At 36.9% G+C, this 20758-nt stretch carries 22 protein-coding genes and 1 pseudogene; 6 read left to right on the top strand and 17 right to left on the bottom strand.

Annotated elements, in window-relative coordinates:
• Window positions 1–4: 4 nt before the first annotated feature.
• The 4 genes from BXY58_RS13815 to BXY58_RS13800 all read left to right on the top strand — a co-directional run bounded on the left by BXY58_RS13815 (window position 5) and on the right by BXY58_RS13800 (window position 2662).
• On the top strand, window positions 5–682 hold the full coding sequence (locus tag BXY58_RS13815) for a YoaK family protein (RefSeq protein WP_170144243.1): 678 nt from the start codon (window positions 5–7) through the stop codon (window positions 680–682).
• 18 nt (window positions 683–700) lie between these two features.
• Window positions 701–1162: a redoxin domain-containing protein gene (locus tag BXY58_RS13810; RefSeq protein ID WP_120214453.1), complete on the top strand. Its 462-nt coding sequence runs from the start codon at window positions 701–703 to the stop codon at window positions 1160–1162.
• Between the two features lie 2 nt (window positions 1163–1164).
• Window positions 1165–1683: a DsbA family protein gene (locus BXY58_RS13805; RefSeq protein WP_120214452.1), complete on the top strand. Its 519-nt coding sequence runs from the start codon at window positions 1165–1167 to the stop codon at window positions 1681–1683.
• Between the two features lie 157 nt (window positions 1684–1840).
• The gene (locus BXY58_RS13800; protein WP_120214451.1) at window positions 1841–2662 is read left to right on the top strand and encodes an alpha/beta fold hydrolase; all 822 of its coding nucleotides are present in this window, start codon (window positions 1841–1843) and stop codon (window positions 2660–2662) included.
• Between the two features lie 229 nt (window positions 2663–2891).
• On the opposite strand, the gene BXY58_RS13795 is transcribed toward BXY58_RS13800, so the two are convergent.
• The 8 genes from BXY58_RS13795 to BXY58_RS13760 all read right to left on the bottom strand — a co-directional run bounded on the left by BXY58_RS13795 (window position 2892) and on the right by BXY58_RS13760 (window position 10579).
• Window positions 2892–3827 carry an NADP-dependent oxidoreductase gene (locus BXY58_RS13795; RefSeq protein ID WP_120214450.1) on the bottom strand — a complete coding sequence of 312 codons (936 nt, stop codon included), beginning with the start codon at window positions 3825–3827 and terminating at the stop codon, window positions 2892–2894.
• Window positions 3828–4008: 181 nt separating this feature from the next.
• The gene (locus tag BXY58_RS13790; RefSeq protein WP_120214449.1) at window positions 4009–4899 is read right to left on the bottom strand and encodes a helix-turn-helix domain-containing protein; all 891 of its coding nucleotides are present in this window, start codon (window positions 4897–4899) and stop codon (window positions 4009–4011) included.
• 56 nt (window positions 4900–4955) lie between these two features.
• On the bottom strand, window positions 4956–5789 hold the full coding sequence (locus BXY58_RS13785) for an alpha/beta fold hydrolase (protein ID WP_120214448.1): 834 nt from the start codon (window positions 5787–5789) through the stop codon (window positions 4956–4958).
• A 241-nt stretch (window positions 5790–6030) separates the two neighbouring features.
• Complete coding sequence (locus BXY58_RS13780; protein ID WP_120214447.1) at window positions 6031–6855, bottom strand: SDR family NAD(P)-dependent oxidoreductase; 825 nt, start codon at window positions 6853–6855, stop codon at window positions 6031–6033.
• A gap of 242 nt (window positions 6856–7097) precedes the next feature.
• Window positions 7098–7901, bottom strand: a complete 804-nt coding sequence (locus BXY58_RS13775; RefSeq protein WP_120214446.1) for a helix-turn-helix domain-containing protein — start codon at window positions 7899–7901, stop codon at window positions 7098–7100.
• 177 nt (window positions 7902–8078) lie between these two features.
• Complete coding sequence (locus tag BXY58_RS13770; protein WP_120214445.1) at window positions 8079–9056, bottom strand: SDR family oxidoreductase; 978 nt, start codon at window positions 9054–9056, stop codon at window positions 8079–8081.
• 218 nt (window positions 9057–9274) lie between these two features.
• Window positions 9275–9814 carry a carboxymuconolactone decarboxylase family protein gene (locus tag BXY58_RS13765; protein ID WP_120214444.1) on the bottom strand — a complete coding sequence of 180 codons (540 nt, stop codon included), beginning with the start codon at window positions 9812–9814 and terminating at the stop codon, window positions 9275–9277.
• 30 nt (window positions 9815–9844) lie between these two features.
• Window positions 9845–10579, bottom strand: a complete 735-nt coding sequence (locus BXY58_RS13760; RefSeq protein ID WP_120214443.1) for a hypothetical protein — start codon at window positions 10577–10579, stop codon at window positions 9845–9847.
• 212 nt (window positions 10580–10791) lie between these two features.
• On the opposite strand from BXY58_RS13760, the gene BXY58_RS13755 reads away from it, so the two are divergent.
• Window positions 10792–11595: an SDR family oxidoreductase gene (locus BXY58_RS13755; RefSeq protein ID WP_120214442.1), complete on the top strand. Its 804-nt coding sequence runs from the start codon at window positions 10792–10794 to the stop codon at window positions 11593–11595.
• A 206-nt stretch (window positions 11596–11801) separates the two neighbouring features.
• Entirely contained in the window at window positions 11802–12719 is a 918-nt protein-coding gene (locus BXY58_RS13745; RefSeq protein WP_120214440.1) for a helix-turn-helix domain-containing protein, read from the top strand.
• Window positions 12720–12727: 8 nt separating this feature from the next.
• On the opposite strand, the gene BXY58_RS13740 is transcribed toward BXY58_RS13745, so the two are convergent.
• The 9 genes and pseudogenes from BXY58_RS13740 to BXY58_RS13705 form a co-directional block, all read right to left on the bottom strand.
• A complete protein-coding gene (locus BXY58_RS13740) occupies window positions 12728–13525 on the bottom strand; it encodes a helix-turn-helix domain-containing protein (RefSeq protein ID WP_120214439.1) in 798 nt (265 codons plus the stop codon).
• A gap of 66 nt (window positions 13526–13591) precedes the next feature.
• Window positions 13592–15007, bottom strand: coding sequence for an aldehyde dehydrogenase family protein (locus BXY58_RS13735; protein WP_120214438.1), 1416 nt, complete (start codon window positions 15005–15007; stop codon window positions 13592–13594).
• Between the two features lie 102 nt (window positions 15008–15109).
• Window positions 15110–16018 carry a helix-turn-helix domain-containing protein gene (locus BXY58_RS13730; protein WP_120214437.1) on the bottom strand — a complete coding sequence of 303 codons (909 nt, stop codon included), beginning with the start codon at window positions 16016–16018 and terminating at the stop codon, window positions 15110–15112.
• Window positions 16019–16075: 57 nt separating this feature from the next.
• Window positions 16076–17302 carry an MFS transporter gene (locus tag BXY58_RS13725; protein WP_120214436.1) on the bottom strand — a complete coding sequence of 409 codons (1227 nt, stop codon included), beginning with the start codon at window positions 17300–17302 and terminating at the stop codon, window positions 16076–16078.
• 97 nt (window positions 17303–17399) lie between these two features.
• Window positions 17400–18221 (bottom strand): SDR family NAD(P)-dependent oxidoreductase, encoded by an 822-nt coding sequence (locus BXY58_RS13720; RefSeq protein ID WP_120214435.1) that lies wholly within the window; start codon window positions 18219–18221, stop codon window positions 17400–17402.
• A gap of 130 nt (window positions 18222–18351) precedes the next feature.
• Window positions 18352–18735 (bottom strand): annotated as a pseudogene (locus BXY58_RS13715) (NAD(P)H-dependent oxidoreductase); the annotation flags it as partial.
• 18 nt (window positions 18736–18753) lie between these two features.
• Complete coding sequence (locus BXY58_RS16975) at window positions 18754–18918, bottom strand: hypothetical protein (protein WP_170144242.1); 165 nt, start codon at window positions 18916–18918, stop codon at window positions 18754–18756.
• A 4-nt stretch (window positions 18919–18922) separates the two neighbouring features.
• Window positions 18923–19726: an enoyl-CoA hydratase/isomerase family protein gene (locus BXY58_RS13710; RefSeq protein ID WP_120214433.1), complete on the bottom strand. Its 804-nt coding sequence runs from the start codon at window positions 19724–19726 to the stop codon at window positions 18923–18925.
• Window positions 19727–19828: 102 nt separating this feature from the next.
• The gene (locus BXY58_RS13705; protein WP_120214432.1) at window positions 19829–20725 is read right to left on the bottom strand and encodes a helix-turn-helix domain-containing protein; all 897 of its coding nucleotides are present in this window, start codon (window positions 20723–20725) and stop codon (window positions 19829–19831) included.
• Window positions 20726–20758 lie beyond the last annotated feature (33 nt).

The following is a 20758-nucleotide window of genomic DNA, read 5'->3' as shown; positions in this document are numbered from 1 at the left end:
GGTTTTGATTTCGGAAAAATCTCTTCTGTCATCCGACGAAATTAAAGTACAGGAGAAATTGGCCATCTTTTTAGCCTTCATCGCTGGATATATCGACGCAACGGGATTGATCAAATGGAAAACCTATGTTTCCTTTATGAGTGGAAATACCACACAATTGGGAGCAGCTTTTTTCAGTGGAAAATATGGAGTCATCATTATATCAGTCACAGTAATTGGAAGTTTCTTAATTGGAATCTTTGCAGGAACCTGTTTATCATTATGGAAGAAATGCAGCATTAAAACGATTGCTTTTTACATTGTTTCGGGAATTTTGATTTTTTATACATTCATCAACTACCGTTTCCAAATGGGTAATATTCCGTCAGTTGCTATTCTTGGTTTTGCGATGGGAATGATGAATACAATCGTAACAACCGTTGGACATCAAAAAGTAAATACCGATTTTGTAACAGGCACTTTGAACAGCCTTGCAAGAAATACTGCAATCTTTATGATGAGCAATGACAGAGATGAAAAAAATCAATCTAAAGCCAATGCAGTTCATTTGCTGCTCTTATGGATGGGATTTTTGTCAGGTGCTGTGGTCTCTCCGTTCTTACAAAATATATTGGGAAACTGGATTTTGCTTTTACCTGCAGTTTTATTGCTAACTTGTAGTAAATTAATTTCAGTTCCATAACACAAAAAACTAAATATTATGTTACAAAAAGGTACTACTGCTCCCGATTTTACATTGTTTGCAACACCAGACCAGAAAGTCACTTTATCAGAATTTAAAGGAAGAAATGTCATCCTCGCTTTTTATCCCGCAGATTGGAGTCCGGTTTGCAGCGACCAGATGGCTTTGTACAACGAAACTTTGAAGTTCTTCCATAAATATGACGCAGAACTCTTTGGAATCTCTGTGGACAGCAAATGGTGTCATCTTGCTTTTTCACAATCCAGAAACCTACATTTTCCATTGTTGGCCGACTTTGAAGCAAAAGGAGAAACAGCAAAAAAATACGGCGTTTACGATGATGAGGAAGGAGAATGCAAACGCGCATTATTCGTCATTAACAAAGATGGCATCATCGAATGGAGCTACCTGTCTCCTACCGCCATCAATCCCGGCGCAGACGGAATATTAGAAGCTTTAGAAAATCTTAACACAAAATAATTATGTCACTAAAACCATCAGTCAGCATAACTGACCACGCCCAAGGTAACGACAACGCCGACCTTGTGATTGTAGAATACGGCGATTATCAATGTCCGTATTGCGGAGCCGCTTATCCTGTTTTGAAAGAATTAATGAAAGAATTCGGAAGTCAGGTAAAATTTGTTTTCAGGAATTTTCCTTTGTCGGAAATGCATCAATACGCAAGACCTGCCGCCATTGCAGCTGAAGCTGCCAATCTTCAGGGGAAATTTTGGGAAATGCACGATGCGATCTATGAAAATCAGGGATCTCTGAATGAAATTTTCTTATTTGAGCTTGCTGAAAAAATAGGATTAAATGTTTCTCAGTTCAAAACAGATATTCAGAAAGCCGAACTTGAAGATAAAGTAGATTCTGATTTTGAGAGCGGAATTATGAGTGGTGTGAACGGAACACCTTCATTCTTCGTTAACGGTAATAAATTCAACGGCAGTGCGATGGATTTGTTTCAGGTGATACGGGAGAATGCGGTTAATTAACCACAAAAAGACTTTTAAGCAGTTTGTACTGCCTAAATAATTTTATATCAAATGAACGATTTTAACTTAGGTTAAGATAAATTGAATTTAGCCGACCTACATTTGCTAAAGAATTAAGACAACAAAATATTAATCACAACAATAAAAAAAGTAAATTATGAGCACACTAAAATTAAAAGACGGAACAGAGATTTTTTACAAAGACCAAGGAGAAGGACCGGTATTGATGTTTCACCACGGATGGCCTTTATCTTCAGACGATTGGGATGCACAGGTGATTTTCTTTTTACAGAGAGGTTACAGAGTGATTTCTCACGACAGAAGAGGTCACGGAAGATCAAGTCAGAATATTTATAACCACACGATTGAGCAATATGCTTCTGATGCGGCGGAATTGGTTGAATTTTTAGATTTGAAAGATGTAGTGCACATTGGTCACTCTACAGGAGGCGGTGAAGTGATCCGTTATGTGAACAAATATGCTAATGGTAGAGCTAAAAAAGCGGTTTTAATCAGCGCTGTTCCGCCGGTAATGGTAAAAAGCGAAAGTAATCCGGACGGAGTTCCTATTGAGGTTTTCGACAATATCAGGGATCAGACTTTGAACAACAGAAACCAGTTTTATTTTGATCTTACATTCCCTTTCTATGGGTACAACAGAGAAGGCGCCAATGTAAAAGAAGGAATCCAAAGAAACTGGTGGAGACAAGGATTAATGGGTGGTATTGTGGCTCATTATGATGGAATCAAAGCATTCTCTGAAACAGATTTCACGGAAGATTTGAAAGCTGTTGATATTCCGGTTTTGGTGATGCACGGTGAAGATGATCAGATTGTGCCTATCGAAAACTCAGCAATAAAATCTGCAAAGCTGTTGAAAAACGGAAAGTTAATTACTTATCCTGGTTTTCCTCACGGAATGCCGACTACAGAGCACGAAACTATTAATAAAGATTTATTGGAGTTTATTGAGGGGTAATCAAAAATATAGAGAAAGTAAAAGTGAATCGATTGATTCACTTTTTTTATTTATGAAAGTAACTAAAGAAATTGAAGATAAGTTACTATTTAAGTATAAACTTTTGTTATTACGATTGCGAATCTTTCAACGGATTGCTTCAATGATTCGCAATGAAAAAAAAGCGGAGCCCTTCGACAAGCTCAGAATAAATCACAGGCGGATAAGTTGCTCAATAAAAATTCTGATGTTACAAAGTCACCACGATTTTACCAACCGTTCTCCCTGTTTCTTGTTCGAGATGTGCTTCTCTCATCTGCTCGAAAGGGAAAGTTTTTGAGACGTGAGCTTTGATAGCACCACTTTCCAGTAAAGAAGCAATCTGTTTCATATCTTCACCGCTGGATTGCACGAGAATGAAATACCCTTTTACGCCTTTAGATTCTGCTTTTGATGTCACCTGCTCATTCAAACCTGTCGGAATACTGATGATGGAACCACCTTCTTTCGTCACTTCAAGGGAATGGTCGATATTGTCTCCGCCAATCGTATCCAATACAAAATCGAAAGTTCTGCCTGCTGATTTCCAGTCGAAACCGTGATAATCGATATGTGAATCTGCGCCTAAACTCAGGACAAAATCTTTGTTTTTTGCGGAAGAAGTTCCCGTCACTTTCGCTCCAAAATGTTTGGCAATCTGCACCGCAATATGTCCCACTCCACCTGAAGCCGCGTGAACCAAAACATTTTGCCCTTCCTGAATATTCGCATTGTGAACCAAAGCCTGATAAGCCGTAAGCGCAACCAAAGTGGAAGCTGCAGCGTCTTCAAAAGAGATATTTTTGGGTTTTAAAGCCAGTTGATTGGCCGGAGCTGCGATATATTCTGCATATGCTTTTCCGTGTCCGGGAAAGTTGACCATTCCGAAAACCTCATCGCCCACTTTAAAATCTGCACTTTTAGTTTCTTCTACAATTCCGGAAATATCCCAACCCAAAATCAATGGATTTTCTGTTTTGATTCTTCCATAAACACCTTTTCCTGCGCGGCTTTTCACATCTACCGGATTGATGCTGATGACTTTTACTTTTATTAATACTTCGCCTTCTTTAATGGTTGGTTTTTCCAATTCTACATATTCTAAATTTTCTACGCTTCCTGCTTCTTTTAATACAATTGCTTTCATAATGTTGGTATTTTTTAATGTTATTTAATTTTCAATGATTTTGATAGTCAAAGGTAGAAGCATTACAGCTTAATAAATAGTCCATTTCGGGGGAAGAATAGCACAGATTTACAGTACAGAAATAAAAAAAGACCGTTCCATTTTCTGAAACAGTCTTTTCTAAAATATGATTATTTAAAATTTAATTCATCTGCGACTTCCTGAATTCCAAAGGTTTCATTCCCGTTTGTTTTTTGAATAGTCTTGTGAAATAAGAAGCATTTTCAAAGCCTAATTCGTAAGCGATTTCAGCGACTCCTTTTTCTCCCAACCTCAACAGGTTTTTTGCTTCGGAAATCATAAAAATATGAATGAGTTCCATTGCGGTTTTTCCCGTTTCCTGCTTCAATAAATCACTTAAATATCTTGGCGACACAAAAAGCTGGTCGGCTAAAAAAGCGACATTCGGAAGTCCTTTTTTCTCCAATAAACCTTCGTTGATGTATTTTCTCAACGCATCATTGAATTTTGAAGCCGTCTTTCCGGTTACCTGTGCCCGGTCGATAAACTGTCGTTTGTAATATCGCTGTGCATATTTTAAAATCGATGAAATATGACTTAAAATAATATCACGGCTGTATTCATCAGGATTATTAAAATATTCGCTCTGAATTTTCGAGTGAAGTTCCAAAATAATCTGTTCTTCTTTTGGCGAAAGATGCAAAGCTTCCGTTACTTCATAATCAAAAAAGCTGTATTTTTCAATTTCCTTGAACAACTCGTGGCCGTTCAGGTAATCTTCGTGAATCAACAGCATATAGCCTTTTTCTTCAAACTCAAGATTTTTCATCTCGATAATCTGTCTTGGTTTTGCAAAAAACAGACAGCCGTTGTCGTGGTCATACGGTGTGCGGCCGTACATAAAAATCCCTAATTTTATTTTCTTGAAAGCAATCACATAACAATCTGTGGTAAACTCTCTGTTCCCCAATTTGCACTCCGACTGACAGCCAATCATACTGAAAAGCGGATGTTCCGGAGCGTCCCAATGATTACCCAAATGTAATTCGGTAAGGGTTTTGTAATGTTGCATCGGTTTAATTTTATCTAAGTTAAATTAATTTTACCGAAACTAAAACAGAAATTATACTATCCTAAAAAAAGGTTGATGTATCCTGCCGTAAGCTCCGGATATTGATGTTGAGGACCGTGTCCCGCATCATTTAAAATAATATGCTGCATTGTAGGTGCATTTCTCAACAGCGGAAACCAGTTTTCTGTTGCAAAGCTGATGTCGTGGTCCCCGGAAATAACCAAAACGGGAGATTTCAGGGTTTTATAGCCTTCTCTGAAGTTCAGTTTATCTTCTTTCATTGTTCCGGAACCCGCAATATATCTCTGGAAAATCTCCATCGTAGAAGGAATTAACGAACGCTCTAATCTCTGCCCAATTCTGTCGTGAGATTCCTGGGCTGCCTGTCTGCTTTTTTCGGAAGCCGGCTCAAAGAACAGATAATATTCATCTTCCAGATCATTAATCGGTTTTAAAGCGTGGTCAAAAAACACCTGCTCAATTGGAATTGCATTTTCTCCCGGAGGATTGGTTCCGATTAAAACAGTTTTTAATACTCTTTCCTGATTCTGAAAAGTCACAGCCTGCGCCACCAATCCGCCATACGACCAACCCAACACATTAAACTTATCGATTCCCAAATGGTCTGCCAAAGCCGGAACTGTATTTGCCACTTCTACAATATCCAAAGGCAACTCTCCTTCTGAACTTCCGATGCCCGGATAATCAAAAAGAATGATTGTATTTTTTTCTGCCAGTAAATCCAGAAATAAAGGATCCCAAGTATCCATAATTCCTCTGAATCTGTTCACAAAGAACAATGGTGCTCCGCTTCCGAATTGTCTGTAAGCAATTTTGTTGTTGTTGATTTCTGCAAATTTTGTTTCTGCGTTTAAGGCTGTCGTTTTCATAAATATTAAGATTTTGTTTGTTATTTACTCATTCAAAGTTGAGAATATTTGGTTAGAAATAATTTCACAAATCAGCGGAACATTAGCACAAAAAAACAATTTTATTTTTAGTATAAATTTTAAAGAGTTGTCATTCTGACGAAGGAAGAATCTCCACATAATTTGAAAGATACTTTTAATTGAATAATAGAGATTCTTCAATCCGCTTCGCTCCTTTCAGAATGACAAAAAGAACTTTTAATTAATGACCGTGAGCCGCAATACTCACTTCTTTCCAGTTTTGAATATCATTTAATCTTTTCGTGTAAACTTCATTCACAACGTGATAAGCAATTTTACCAAACAATAATCTTTGCGGAGGGTTTTGGTTGTCGATAAGATTTAAAACAGGTTCTACTGTCGCTTCCGGTTTTCCCCAGGTATCCGGATTTTCTCCACTTTCCGCAAATGCTTCACGCACCGGATTATAATCTGCAATATCCGAAGAAGTCTGAACTGCAGAAGCTCCCGCCCAATCTGTTGCAAATCCGTTAGGTTCAATTAAAGTCGTTTTGATTCCCAAATGAGCGGTTTCAGAACCGATGGTTTCAATTAAGCCTTCCACTGCAAATTTTGAAGCGTTGTACAATCCTAGAAGCGGTAAAGTCGTTAATCCCAAAAAGCTGGAAATCTGAATAATATGTCCGCTTTTTTGCTTTCTCATCACGGGTAAAACGGCCTGTGCTACCCAAAGCGAACCGAAAAAGTTGGTTTCCATCTGTTCTCTCGCCTGTTGTTCCGTCGTTTCTTCCGTCGTTCCGAATAAACCAAAACCTGCATTATTAATCAAAACATCAATTCTTCCGAAATGTTTTTCTACCTGTTCTGTTACTTCAAAAACTTCTGAACGATTGTTGACATCCAGCTTTAAAGAAAGAATATTGTCTCCGTATTTATCTTTCAAATCCTGTAATGCAGAAACGTTTCTTGCTGTTGCCGCTACTTTGTCTCCTCTTTCCAAAAGTGCTTCCGCCCATAATTTCCCGAATCCTTTTGATGCTCCGGTGATAAAAACTATTTTACTCATTGTTTTAATTTTTTAGTGTTATTTAATGAAGCAAAGTTATCATCAAACCCAACGGAATGGGTAGCCCATTTTAGCTGAAAAATAGCACAGAAATACGTTAAAAATATTTTCTGATTAATTATAAAATAGCAGTTTGGCTTTAAAATTAGACTGTTCATCTTTAATTAATCATCAAAAAAGCTTTCAGAAAAATATTCTGAAAGCTTTTTATAAAATATTGAGATAAGAACTATTGATTTTAATTAATGTACAATCGTTTTCTTATCTACAATATTCTTCGGGCTGTCTCCAAATTGTTTTTTAAAAGCAAACGAAAAATGCGAAAGGTCTTCAAAACCAAGTTCGAAATAAATCTCATTGGGTTTTTTATGCTCGTGCTCCAAAAGATAGCGAGCTTCTTGAAGTCTGCGATGAGTGAGCCATTTCCCAGGCGAAGTAGCAAAAATAGTCTTGAATTCTCTTTTAAAGGTAGATAAGCTTCGTCCTGAAAGATATGCAAAGCGCTCAAGACTAATATTGAATTTATAATTACTATTCATAAACAATTCCAAATCAGCTTTATGTGGACTATTAAAATTGAAGAAAATATCTTTTAAGCTTGAATGATTTTTCAGCAAAATCATCAACAATTCTTCACGCTTAACGTCTACAAAAGTCGCTTCAATTTGTTCTTTTCCATTATAATATGGTTCTAATGAATCGATGTAACTTTTAATAAACTTATCTTCTTTTACAAACAAAAAAGAATCATCATTGTCGGTAGCTTCGACCTGATAAGGATGTCGTTCCAAAAATTTCTTTAAAAAAGCCTCATCAAAAGCAATAATGACCTTTTCAAACTGCCCGTCTTCTTTATGTTTTGTATATCGTACGAGATGATTTTTTCTGGCAATACAATAATCGCCTTGTTTCATCGAGTAATATTTATAACCGTCGTAGGCAACCATAGAACCTCTCAGTAAAAACAAAAAGAAATGCTCTGGAATAAATTGCTCTGGAGAAATTTCCGGACCCAAATGACAAGATTGTATATTATTAAATTTCATCTTATTTATTTTATTGAAACGACTTAGCGCTGATTTTGTTCCTTTCCTTTACATTGATTTTATCTAAAAAAAACTTAAATCAGTCAAAAGTGATTCACCTACTTTTTAGAAAAGACAAAGCAATACTTAGATAAACCCCAAAACAGCTTTAGGGAACGAGTCTCATACTAAACAAAATTAAAAATTTTCATTCAAACTATCTGCGCTTGCCAAAAGTGCTTCTTCACGGCTTCTTGGATTCCAATGGAGAATAGTTCTCGCTTTATTATTAGATATCTCCTTGTAAAATTCTCTTCCAATGGGTTCAAGGATTTTGATTGCCGATGTATATTGAGGTCTCTCTTTTTTGAATAACTCAGCAACGTCATAAAAGCTCATCACACCTTCCGAAGTGGCAATAAAACGTTCTCCATTAGCCTGAGGATGAAGCATTGCTTTTATATGAATATCAGCAACATCTCTCACATCTACAACACCCATTGTAAAAGTTGGCGTGTACTCTAAATTTCCTTTAAGAATTCCGGAAACGGCAACATCGAGTGAAGCAGAAGTAATGCCTCCAATGACAGGGCCAAAAATTCCAACAGGATTGATCACCGATAGCTCCAAACCATGTCCTTGTTTTTCGATAAATTCCCAAGCCGATTGTTCAGCAATCGTTTTGGACTTGATGTAAGCAGGAAGTTCTACATTCGAATCTGTCCAGTCTTCTTCTGTAAAAATATGGTTTTCATTATTGATACTGTAACCAACAGCTGCAAAAGATGATGTGAGTACCACTCTTTTCACTCCTGCATCACGAGACACTTTCAGTAGACGAAGTGCGCCGTCTCTTGCCGGTATAATAAGTTCGTTTTCATCTTTCGGATCTTTAGCAGGAAAGGGCGATGCTACGTGAAGTACATAATCACAGTTTTTAACCGCTTCATCCCAATTTTTATCTTCGGTAAGATTTGCTTCGTAGAAAGAAAGATTAGAAAAATCTTCGATTCCGCCTTGTTGTAATGCTTTAATAATTACATCCTTTTTAGACAATGATCGAAGCGTAGTTTTCACATTAAAATCTTGATGTAATAACTGTAAAATGATATGAATTCCTAAAAATCCGGTTCCTCCTGTTACCAAAACGGTTTTGTTTGCCTGTGTATTTTCCATTATTAAAATTTATTAAGCAAAGTTGAGAATTAATCGCAGTGATTATTTTGTTTAAAAGGTCAATTTTTCTTTGTTCAAAAGGTCAGTTTTCTAACTTTATGATTTTGTAATACGATCAAAATGAACTTTAGCAAGAACACTGTTGCTTAAAAAAGCCTCCCGAAAATACATCCGGAAGACTTCCACTTAAAACTAAATACTTATTATTAAAACACTTCTTAAATAGCCTGTGCCAAAGGAAAATCAATAGGAATCCGAGTGTTGGCAAATACATAGTTGGTAAAGCTTCTCAACGCCACCAAAGCCGTCAGTTCAATCAAAGCTTTTTCATCAAAGCCTGCGTTGAAGAAATTTTCTAAAGCTCCGTTTCCTGCGTTGCCTTTATTGTTGGCAATAGACTGAGCCAACTTGATCGCAGCGTCTAATTTTCCCTCTGAAAAACTTCCTTTTCTGATTTCCAGCGTTTCTTCTTCTGTAAAGCCTCTCATTGTCGCTAATGTTGTGTGCGCCGCCAAACAGTAATCACATTCGTTAACTTGTGAAACGATTAGATTGATAGCTTCTCTTTCTTTTGCGGTAAATGATGAATCGTGAGCCAGAGACGATTCGGTTTCCAACATTGATTTTAAAGCGGATGAAGAATAACCGATGGTTGCATACAGATTAGGAATTTTCCCCATTTTTTTCTCTACAGATTCTAAAATGCTCTGTGCACCAAAACTTAGCTGTTCTTTTTCAGGTACTGAAATTGTTTTCATTTTATGATTTTTAATGTTATTTTTTATAATTTATTTTTCAAATTTTACATCCAGAATATCGATGGAAACCAGTACAAAATCTTTGTTGTAAGAGTTATCTTCATCATTCAGAACATAAATATTTCTTTTAGTTCCGGTTTTTATTCCCTGAAATTCTTTGTAGTCCTCAATAATCTGTGTTGCAGAAGAACCGCCCAACACTTCAGGCCAGTAATCGTGGCGTTTTAAAAGCCCGTCTTCATTAAAATAAAAGATCTGTCTTTTGCTGTGCGTAGCGAAACCATCGGGATAAATCACTTCCAGTCTATCCAATATTTCACCGTTTTCATTCCAAAATCCAAGATGATTGATTTCCACTCCCGGAACCAGAAAATTAAAAGGAGCCGTTGCGTAATTCCAGGTTGCATAGCTGGAGAAATAAATAAACTGAGCTTTCGTCCAAGGCGTTTCCACCGTATGACCTTTAAAAGATTCCCTCGGATTTTCCAAAGATTCTATAAGTTGTCCGTTTTCGTCAAATAACTGAACTTTTCCGGGTTCAAAAGATGAGGTGTAGTTTTCTTTAAAAATATTTTCCCATATGCTTTTCTGCTCTTTTAAAGAACCGACAAACTGTACATCGCTTAATGCATTTTCGTGTCCTTTCATTCCCCACACCGCGCCACCGATTTGGGTATGGATTTTTACTGTCTGAAATTCCGCAGCACTTTTAATTCCGTGAGCGTTTAAAATTTTATTGACCAATGTTTGAGTTGAAGTTTCCATTTTTTTAATTTTTAAGTGTTATTAAATTGTTTCGTTTTGTTGATACAAAGTTAAATCTGCTTCAAGCCTAAAGTGTAGTTCATTTCAGCGGAAGAATAGCACAGAATTACCCAACCGAAATCGTAGAAATGTATAAGACATTCCGTAAAATCGACAAGCGATTCGTGTTTGCTTATCGGAACTTTGCCTGAGAAATTTTAAACAAATTCATTATGAAAAATACAGTATTGATCACCGGAGCGTCATCGGGATTGGGAAAAGCAAGCGCTAAATTATTTCAGCAAAACGGCTGGAATGTCATCGCTGCAATGCGTTCGCCGGAAAACGAAAAAGAACTTAATCTTCTTGAAAATGTTCTATTGGTAAAACTGGATGTCACCAATCCACAGCAAATTCAGGAAGCGATAACAAAAGGAACAGGAACATTCGGCTCAATTGATGTTTTGTTGAACAGTGCAGGCTATGGATTGATGGGCGTTTTCGAATCTTCAAATCCTGAACAGATTCAAAAACAATTTGAAGTGAATGTTTTTGGTCTGATGAATGTGACGAAAGCCGTTTTACCGATAATGAGAGCTCAGAAAAAAGGGACAATCATTAATATTTCTTCGTTCGGAGGAATTACAGCGGGACCTTTTGCAAGTTTGTACAACAGCTCGAAATTTGCAGTGGAAGGATTTTCCGAAGCTTTACATTTTGAAGTTTCTCCGTTTGGAATTGATGTAAAAATCGTAGAACCGGGCAGTATTGCCACCAATTTCAGAAGCGGAATCGAAATGATTCAGAATATGATTGAAGAATATAATACGGAACTGGTAGCATTTATCCCGAAATTCACCAAACGGACAGAACATCTTCCGAAAGCAAGCGCAGAAGAAGTTGCAGAAACTATTTTCGGCGCTGCGACGGATCAACTTTCCAAATTAAGATATGTGATTGGCGAAGATGCACAGTTTTACATTGATTTGAAAAACAAAAATTCTGAAGAAGATTTTCTGAAACTGATGCAGAATTAATCATTGTAATTTAAACCGCAAAAGTCACAAAAGATTTTAATATTGAATAAGCTTTAAAAAAGCTAACAAAACTTTGATAAAGTAAATTAATCATAACATTTTGTAAACTTTTGAATTCAATTTTTTCAAATATTTCTTTTGAGACTTTTGCGGTAAAAAATGTCGTGTAATGAATATTATCTTTAAATTTAACTAAAATCAGAAAAATGTCAGAAGCTTTTATTTCCATAAAATCTGTTGCAGACCTTCATCATTTTTACAATTACAGAAGTCCAAAACATCCTTTGATTACGGTGATTGATCTGAAAAACGTAAGCCGTTCCGACGAAAATTTCGCAGACTATCTGTACATCCTTGATTTGTACACGATTGTTTACAAAAAATTTAAAGGAAGTTTAAAATACGGACGCTCAAATTATGATTTTCAGGAAGGCACTTTGATGTTTACCGCTCCGAATCAGGTGATGAGTCCGAGTGCGGATACAGAGATTGAGGAAGGTTGGTTTCTGGCATTTCATCCTGATTTTATTTACGGTTCAGATTTAGGTAAAAAAATTCAGAAATACAGTTTTTTTCAATACGAAAGCAATGAGGCGCTTCATATTTCGGAAGATGAAAAAATTCTGCTTGATGAAGTGATTGCAAGAATTAAAAAAGAATATTCCCAGAATATCGACCGTCATACGCAGGGATTAATTTTAAACCAGATTGAAATGCTTTTGAATTACTCCGACCGATTCTACGACCGGCAGTTTTTCACCCGCAACAAAACAGGAAACGATATAACACAGCGTTTTGAAATTCTCCTTAATGATTTTTTTAATGATGACCATCTGATTGAAAAAGGCATTCCCGAAGTAAAATATTTTGCCGAAAAACTGAATCTTTCTTCCAACTATCTATCAGATTTGCTCAGTAAATTGACAGGCAAAACGACGATAGAGCACATCCATCTGAAGTTGGTTGATAAGGCAAAAAACACCCTCTTGGGAACGACAAAATCGGTAAGCGAAATTGCTTACGAACTCGGTTTTGAACATCCCTCTCACTTTACCAAAATTTTCAAAACCAAAGCCGGAATTTCTCCGTTACACTTCAGAAAACAGTTTCCTGAGCAAAATTAATTAACTCTTTAAAGTGTTGCTGCGATATTTTTCGGGCTAAATCCAAACTGCTTTTTAAAGGCATAAGAAAAATGAGAAAGATCTTCAAAGCCTAAATCCACATAAATTTCCGAAGGCGACTGCTGTTTTTCTCTCATTAAAAAATAAGCTTCATCCAGCCGTTTCTGCAAAATCCATTTGTGCGGTGAAGAGTGAAAAATCTTCTCAAAATCGCGTTTGAAAGTTGCTAAGCTTCTTCCTGTGAGATAAGCAAAACGTTCGAGATTGACGTTGTATTTATAATTTTGAATCATAAAAGATTCCAAATCAATTTTAAAAGGCTCTGAAAAATCGAAGAGAATATTTTTGAGCTCAGGCTGAATCTCGATTAAAATGAATAATAACTCTTTAATTTTAAGGTCAATAAAATCTTTGGTCAACAGTTTCGGATTTTCAAGAATGGTCTGCAATGAGGTGATGTAATTTTGAAGCACAGCATTCACTTCTATAGAAACCATAGGTTTTGAAGTTTCAGAATGGTTGGATGAAAAATGATATTCTTTTGCCATAGTCTGTAAAACCTCCTGATTCAGATAAATATTCAGACTTTCAAAACTTCCGTTTTCGGGCGGACATTTGGTAAATTTCACCAACTGGTTTTTCCGGATTAAATTAAAATCACCTTCCTTCGCAATGTATTTTTCCTGACCGTCAGATAACACAAATTGTCCCGAAATTTGAAAAGCAAGGACGTGCTGAGGAACAAAATTTTCACCTTTCCGGCTTACCTCGTGATAGCAGGAATAGACAATATCAGATTTTTCCATTTTAATTGAATGCTAAAAAACAAAGCGTCATTTTTTGAAACAACGCTTTATCAAATGTACAAAATATTATTGCAGAACAGCTTTAGGTTCAAGATAAGCTTCCAAACCATACACACCGTATTCTCTACCAATTCCAGACTGTTTGAAACCGCCAAAAGGAACCATCGGATCGTGCTTGAAACCGTTGATACAAACTCTTCCGGCATCAATCTGCGAAGCTACTTTCTGAGCTTTTTCAACATCAGATGAACTGATGTAAGCCGCCAAACCGTAAGGTGTATCGTTTGCAATTTCTATCGCTTCCTCTTCCGTCTTATAAGGGATAATGGACAACACAGGGCCAAAAATCTCTTCCTGAGCAATTCTCATTGTATTGCTTACGTTGGTAAAAATGGTCGGTTTTACAAAGTTTCCGGCTTCCAATCCTTCAGGCTTGCCTTCTCCTCCGGCTAATAAAGTTGCCCCTTCTTCCAATCCTATTTTTATGTAATTCTGAACTCTTTCAAATTGTTTTACACTCACCATCGGTCCCACATTTGTGTCATCATTTTGAGGCAATCCTACCACCACTTTTTCTGCCGTTGCTTTGGCGATTTGATTTACTTTATCAATCTGATTTTCAGGAACCAGAAGTCTTGTCGGTGCGATACAGGCCTGTCCGCTGTTCATATACGCTCCGAAAACCGCTGTCGGAACAACTTCTTCAAGATTGGCATCATCCAAAATAATATTGGGTGATTTTCCTCCCAACTCCAGAGTTACTCTTTTCATTGTATCGACCGCTGTTTTAGCAATAAGTTTCCCCACCGCCGTAGAACCTGTGAACGAAATCTTGGAAACATCAGGATTAATAGTTAATTCTGTCCCGACTACATTTCCCAAACCTGTTACAAAGTTGATAATTCCTTTTGGCAAACCTGCATCGTGAAAGGCTTCCATCAAGACCTGAGTCTGCAAACCGCTCATTTCACTTGGTTTAATGACCACTGTACAACCTGCCGCAATCGCTGTGGCAACTTTGCTGCAAACCGAACTGTTACTGGCATTCCACGGCGTGATGATTCCCACAACACCCACTGGTTGTAAAAGAACTTTTGAAGAATTAATCGTTTGTTCAAATTCAAAATTTCGGATAGATTCTATCATCGAATCAAACCAACTGTTCGTATTATTACTGCTTAAAGTGACAAACTGTTTGCTTCCTCCGTATTCTTCGATCATTACGTCAATCAGCTCCTGATTTCTTTTCTCTACCGCTTCTTTAAGTTTTTCGAGATAAGAAATTCGCTCATCTACTGTAGATTTTGAGAAGGTTTTGAAAGCTTCCTTCGCTGCTGCGATGGCATTTCTGGTATCAACTTCATCGGCTAGAATTATCTCTCCTATTTTTTCGTTATTAGACGGATTGATTAAGTCTAAAGTTTCTGTTCCGTGAGGCGTTACAAACTCACCATTGATGTAAATTTTGTTTACTGTTTTCATTTCTAAAATTTTATAGGACAAAGTTAGAGGTGAAACGAAAAGCAAACTTTGTAAAAAAGCTCAATTTTAGTTTGTAAAAAAGTTCAGATTATCATCCTGAATTTACTTAACCGCTTCCTTTTTATACTGAACAGGCGTTACCCCCACCACTTTTTTGAATAATCGGGTAAAGTAAGACGGACTTTCGAAGCCTAAATCGTAGGCAATTCCTGCGACATTACTTTCCGAGCTCAATAAGAGATTTTTTGCTTCTTTAATTAAGTAAATGTGAACGTGCTCCAATGCCGTTTTTCCGGTTTCCTGCTTTAGAATATCGCTGAGATAACGAGGAGAAACAGCTAATTCATTCGCCATAAAATTGACGGTAGGCAGACCATCTTCCACGTGTTTATTTTCCTTAAAATAGTTATCTAAAACCATAAGGAATTTTTTAACCATTGTTCCGGAAACGTTGGAACTGCGATCAATGAACTGTCTTTTGTAAAAACGATCAGAATATTTTAAAATAGAATCGATATGTGACAGGATAATTTCCCTGCTGAATTCGTCAGAGTTTTCCTCATATTCTCTTCTGATCTTTTCATACAGTTCCCACATAATCACTTCTTCCGAAGGCGAAATATGAAGCGCTTCATTGATTTCATATTCAAAATAACCGTATTTTTTGATCTGTTCATTCAACGGATGTCCCGACAGGTAATCTTCGTGGAAAAACATTACAAATCCCTTTTCGGCAAACTGTACATTTTGCACCTCAATAATCTGTCTGGGCTTCATAAAAACGGCGGAACCGTTGTTGTGATCGTATTTGGTCTTTCCATACAACACGTAACCGGATTTTATTTTCTTTAAACCAATCATATAAAAATCTCCGGTAAAACGGTCTTCACCAACAGAATACGTCATCAGTTCTTTACAGGTCATCAAACTCAAAAGAGGATTTTTCGGAGGTTCAAAACCGCTTTTTTCGTGAAGTTCTGTGATGCTTTTATAGTGATTGATTTTTTCCATATTTATTGGGGTTAGAAGTTTTAAGTATGATCAAATTTAGTAAATAAAAAGGAGCTTTTATATCTTGGATTTTATAAGATGAGAGGGAATTTCTGTATTGCTGGCAATTGCTTTTCTAAATAGTAAAATAACTATAAACAATGTTACCACAATAATAAAATTAACCAGCGAAAATGTCTGAATATCTTTAATTTCAAATAAATTGATTAATCCGTAACCTGCAACTGAGCTTACCACATACACACCACCGCCCGTCAAACCGCTTGCAATACCCGCATTTGTCGTGAATCTCTGCAAACTGTACGCATAAACATTGTTGAAAATGAAACCCGATAAAAGATGTAGTGATAAAGTGAATACCAGTAAAAATACCAATCCGTCATACTTTGAAGTAACGGCAAACATTGCAAAAACGATGATTAACTGCAAAATAATTGCAGCATTTATTTTTGCGAAAAGTCCTTTTTTAATCATTAATTTAGAAATAATTCCGCCACTCATCAGAGCAATTCCGGAAGCCAGCGAACTGTATCCTGTAACGACAGGTGAAAATCCATATATTTTTTCGATGATAAACGGGCTTACCATTCCATAAATCACAAGAAGTGAATAACTTAAGCCAATAATTATTAATCCTAAATAAAAATCAGGCGTACCCAACATTTTTCTGTAAACTGCTGCGATTTCTTTTCTTTTAAATACCTGAAAATTCTGTAGAGATTCTCCTGTAAACCGAAGTTCAAACAATAAAATGATGACAGTGAGAATTCCTAAGAGATAAAAATTGGACTGCCATCCGAAAAGCACCTGCAAGTAACCTCCGATAAACGGCGCAACAATGGGTGCAGTTGCCCAGACAATCGAAAAAAGACTGGTGTAGTGTTTCAGTTTTTCACCTTTGTAGAGGTCAACAAAAAAAGCTCTTTTCCCTACGATAATTAATGAAACCGTGATTCCCTGAACGATTCTCATTAAATAAATCACATAAATTTCAGGAACTAAAGCAATAATAAAACTTGCCAAAGAAAAGGTAACTAATGCAAAAATATTGATTCTGTACCTTCCAAAACTGTCGAGGATACTTCCGATAAAAAACTGGCTAAATCCTGAACTTACCATAAATAAAAGCAACGAAACCTGCACTTTTTCAACAGGAACATTCAAATCTTCTGCCATCGCCGGAAGTGACGGAATATAAATATCCGTTGTCAACCCGCCCAGCGGAATGAGTATAAATGCCAGCAATGTACTGATGTATAAATATTTTGTATTTTGAAATTTCATCGTGATAATTGATTTTATGGGGAAAACCCTTACATTTTAAAACAAAAAAGTAAATCCAATCTTGAATCGGATTTACTTAATTTTTCACGTTTTTAAATTATCCGTGCGCAGCTTCGGAAACCTCTTTCCAATCGTTCCAGACCTGAAGTTTTTCTGCGTACACTCTTTCCGTTTTTCTCAATCCTACTTTTCCTAAGAATAAACGAAGAGGTGGATTCTCACTATCAATTAATTTCAGAATTGCAGGAACCGTTGCCTCAGGTTTTCCATAATCTTCAGGTAACAGACCTTCAGCTTCTCCCAAACTTGATTTCAAAGCATCATAAGCGGGAATGGCATCACCGTGAACGGCTGAACTTCCGCCAAAATCGGTTGTGTAACCATTAGGCTCAATCATTGTAACGTGAATTCCAAAATCTTTCACTTCTGTTGCCAAAGCTTCGCTGAAGCCCTCTACTGCAAATTTTGTAGCATTGTAAATTCCCAAAGTCGGCAAGCTCCAAACACCTAAAACACTTGATAGCTGAATTATATGACCGCTTCCCTGCGCTCTGAAAATCGGCAAAGCCGCCTGAGTAACCCAAAGAGTCCCGAAAACATTGGCTTCAAAAACATCTTTTGTAACTTTCTCACCCACTTCTTCCACCGCTCCGAAAACACCGTAGCCGGCATTATTAATTACAACATCCAGATTCCCGAAATGATTCTTCGCTTTATTTACCGCTTCAAAAACCGCTTCTCTGTTGGTAATATCTAAAGAGATAGGAAGGAAAGAGTCAGGATATTGTTCTGCCAAATCTTTGTAAGCCTCAATATTTCTTGATGTAGCTGCTACTTTATCGCCTCTTTTAAGGAAAGCTTCTGTCCAAAGTTTTCCGAATCCTCTTGATGCTCCTGTGATAAAAATTGTCTTTTTCATTTTTAAATTGTTTTGTTATTTAATTTTGATAGGACAAAGTTATATCGCATTGCAGCCCAACCTGTAGCTCAAATCAGCGGAAGAATAGCACAGAATTACGGAACGTTTCTGGCTTGTTCAATTAATTATTTTATATATGATGCTTAAGATGTTCTTCAAAAGAAACCAGCTCCTGTTCGATATTCGGATTTTTGAAAACATCATAAAAAGCAAACGTCGGTAATGGCTGAACGCCCACAAACTGAAGCGTCGCTGTGAAAGGTCTGGTAAATTCTTCCATCGAAAAACTTTCAAGCAGCTGACCTTCATTTCCAAAAGTTTCTTCGGGAGCATTCCAGGTGTTTACGATGATTCCTTTAGATTTCAGAAGACCGCCAGTTCCGTAGTTTCCACCATTATTTCTTCCATCTCCCGCGTAGATTTTTCCGTAGCCGCTCATCAGAACTTTATCAATATAATCTTTTGTTTTTGCGGGCATTCCAAACCAGTTGATCGGGAAATGAAACAGGATAACATCGGCATTTACCCATTTTTAAATTTCCTGTGGAATTTCGTAGCCATTATCAATGACCGTTTCCAGAATTTCATATCTATTTTGGTTAAAAACATCTTTACTTTTCTCAAAAATGATTCTGTTAAGGTTTCCTTCTGCAATTTGCGGCCATTTGATATGACCGTTGATGATCAATGCTTTCATTGAATTACAAATATTTTCCAAGGTTAAGTTCAACATCGCCATAAGTCTGCAATCCCTGATCCAACAGTTTTTTAATTCGGGTTCTTGCTTCGGGTTCTGTTAATGATGCGAAGAAGGCTATCTGCGTTTCCATAATATGTTCATTTTTTGGAATAATCACCCTTTCGTTCATCGTTGTTTTTATTTTCCTGATGATTTTCAAATCGAATGAGTCGATTCTTTTGGCTAAATTTTCTACGAATGCATCCAACTCATTATCAGGAAATGCACGGTTAATCCAGCCATAATCAGCGGCAGTTTGCGCATCATAATCGTCACCACTCAAAATAATTTCCAAAGCCCTTGCCTTTCCTGTCAATAAATGGAGACGTTCCAATCCACCGCCACCTGGAAAAGAACCGATTCCGATCTCGGGTTGTGCAAAAACGGCTTTTTCCTTGCTTGCAAAACGCATATCGAAAGCCTGAATAAACTCGCTTCCCAAGCCTCTTGCCCTTCCTCTAATCGACGCAATACTTACAAATGGAGCCTGTTCGAGACGTTTGGCAACATCAGGCCAAGATTTTGAAAGTCCTGTTTTTCCCTCACCTTTCGGAAAATCAAAAATATTGACCAATTCTGCGTGAGCGACATAAAATTCAGGATTAGAACTTTCAAAAACCACCACTTTCAAAGTTTCGTTGGCTTCCAATTCATCCATTAATGTTCTTAACTGAACTGAAAATTCGGGGTCGAATACGTTTACCGGAGGATGATTGATGGCTACTTTCCAATAGCTTTCTGTTATTTTTTGTGTTGTAAAAATCATAGTAATACTTTTAATCGATGTAAATCTTTAAGACATAACTTTTTTGTCTGTTCAAAATTAATGGGACAGACTTTCGACTTTTAACACAAATCGGGGAATATCTTATCCTTTTCTCTGATTTCTGATTTCTTTAGGAGAAATGCCTTTAATCTTTTTAAAAAATCTGGAGAAATATGGAACGTTCGTAAAACCTAATTGGTAAGCCACATCGCTGATATTCATATCTGTCTGAAGCAATAATATTTCGGCCTGTTCGATCACAAATTCCTGAATGAAGCTGATGGTACTTTTCCCGGTTTCTGCACGAATAAGGTCTGTAAGGTAGTTTGAAGACATATTAAGCTCTTCAGCAACAGACGAGACGGTAGGAAAATTTGAAACGGGTTTTGATAGATCCTTATAATGATTTTGAAGGAAGCTTTTTAATTTTGAAGACACTGAAATGGCCTTTGTTGCTTTGTCTTTGAATTGTCCTTCATAAAAAACATCTGCGTACGAAAGCACGACATTTAACAGCGACAGAATAATATTGATATTGGCATTGGCTTTATTTTCCACCAATTCCATATGAATTTTTGTAAAAAGCCAGGTAATAGTCTCTTCTTCTTCCGCAGTCATAAACAACGCATCATTGATCTCGTAACTGAAATATTTATACTGATGGATTTTGGCAGCAACCGGATTTTGCTTGATGAGATCAGGATGGAAAACAAATGCATATCCGTCCCAGAAAGTCAGGCTATCCCAGGAAACGACCTGTCCCGGCTCGCTGAAAAGCATCAATCCGTTCTCAGTATAATATTTATTGTTTCCGTAATTGATGTCTCCGGTAAAGTTTTTCTTCAGCGAAATCTTGAACAGATTAACCTGAATTTCACCACTCGCCTGCGGAAAATTGGGAATGGCCTGTTTGCAGACCCTGCTGTCCATCAATGGATGCAGAGGAGCTGTGAGATTCAGGTATTTGTTGTAATTTGTAAGATCGCTGAAGGTTTTCATAGAACAAAGTTGCGAAATTTAACTGTCTGAGAT

It is taken from the genome of Epilithonimonas arachidiradicis, assembly GCF_003610695.1.
Classification (GTDB): Bacteria; Bacteroidota; Bacteroidia; order Flavobacteriales; family Weeksellaceae; genus Epilithonimonas; species Epilithonimonas arachidiradicis.
Note: the sequence above shows the minus strand (reverse complement) of the source record. Positions and strands in the feature narration are given on the sequence as shown.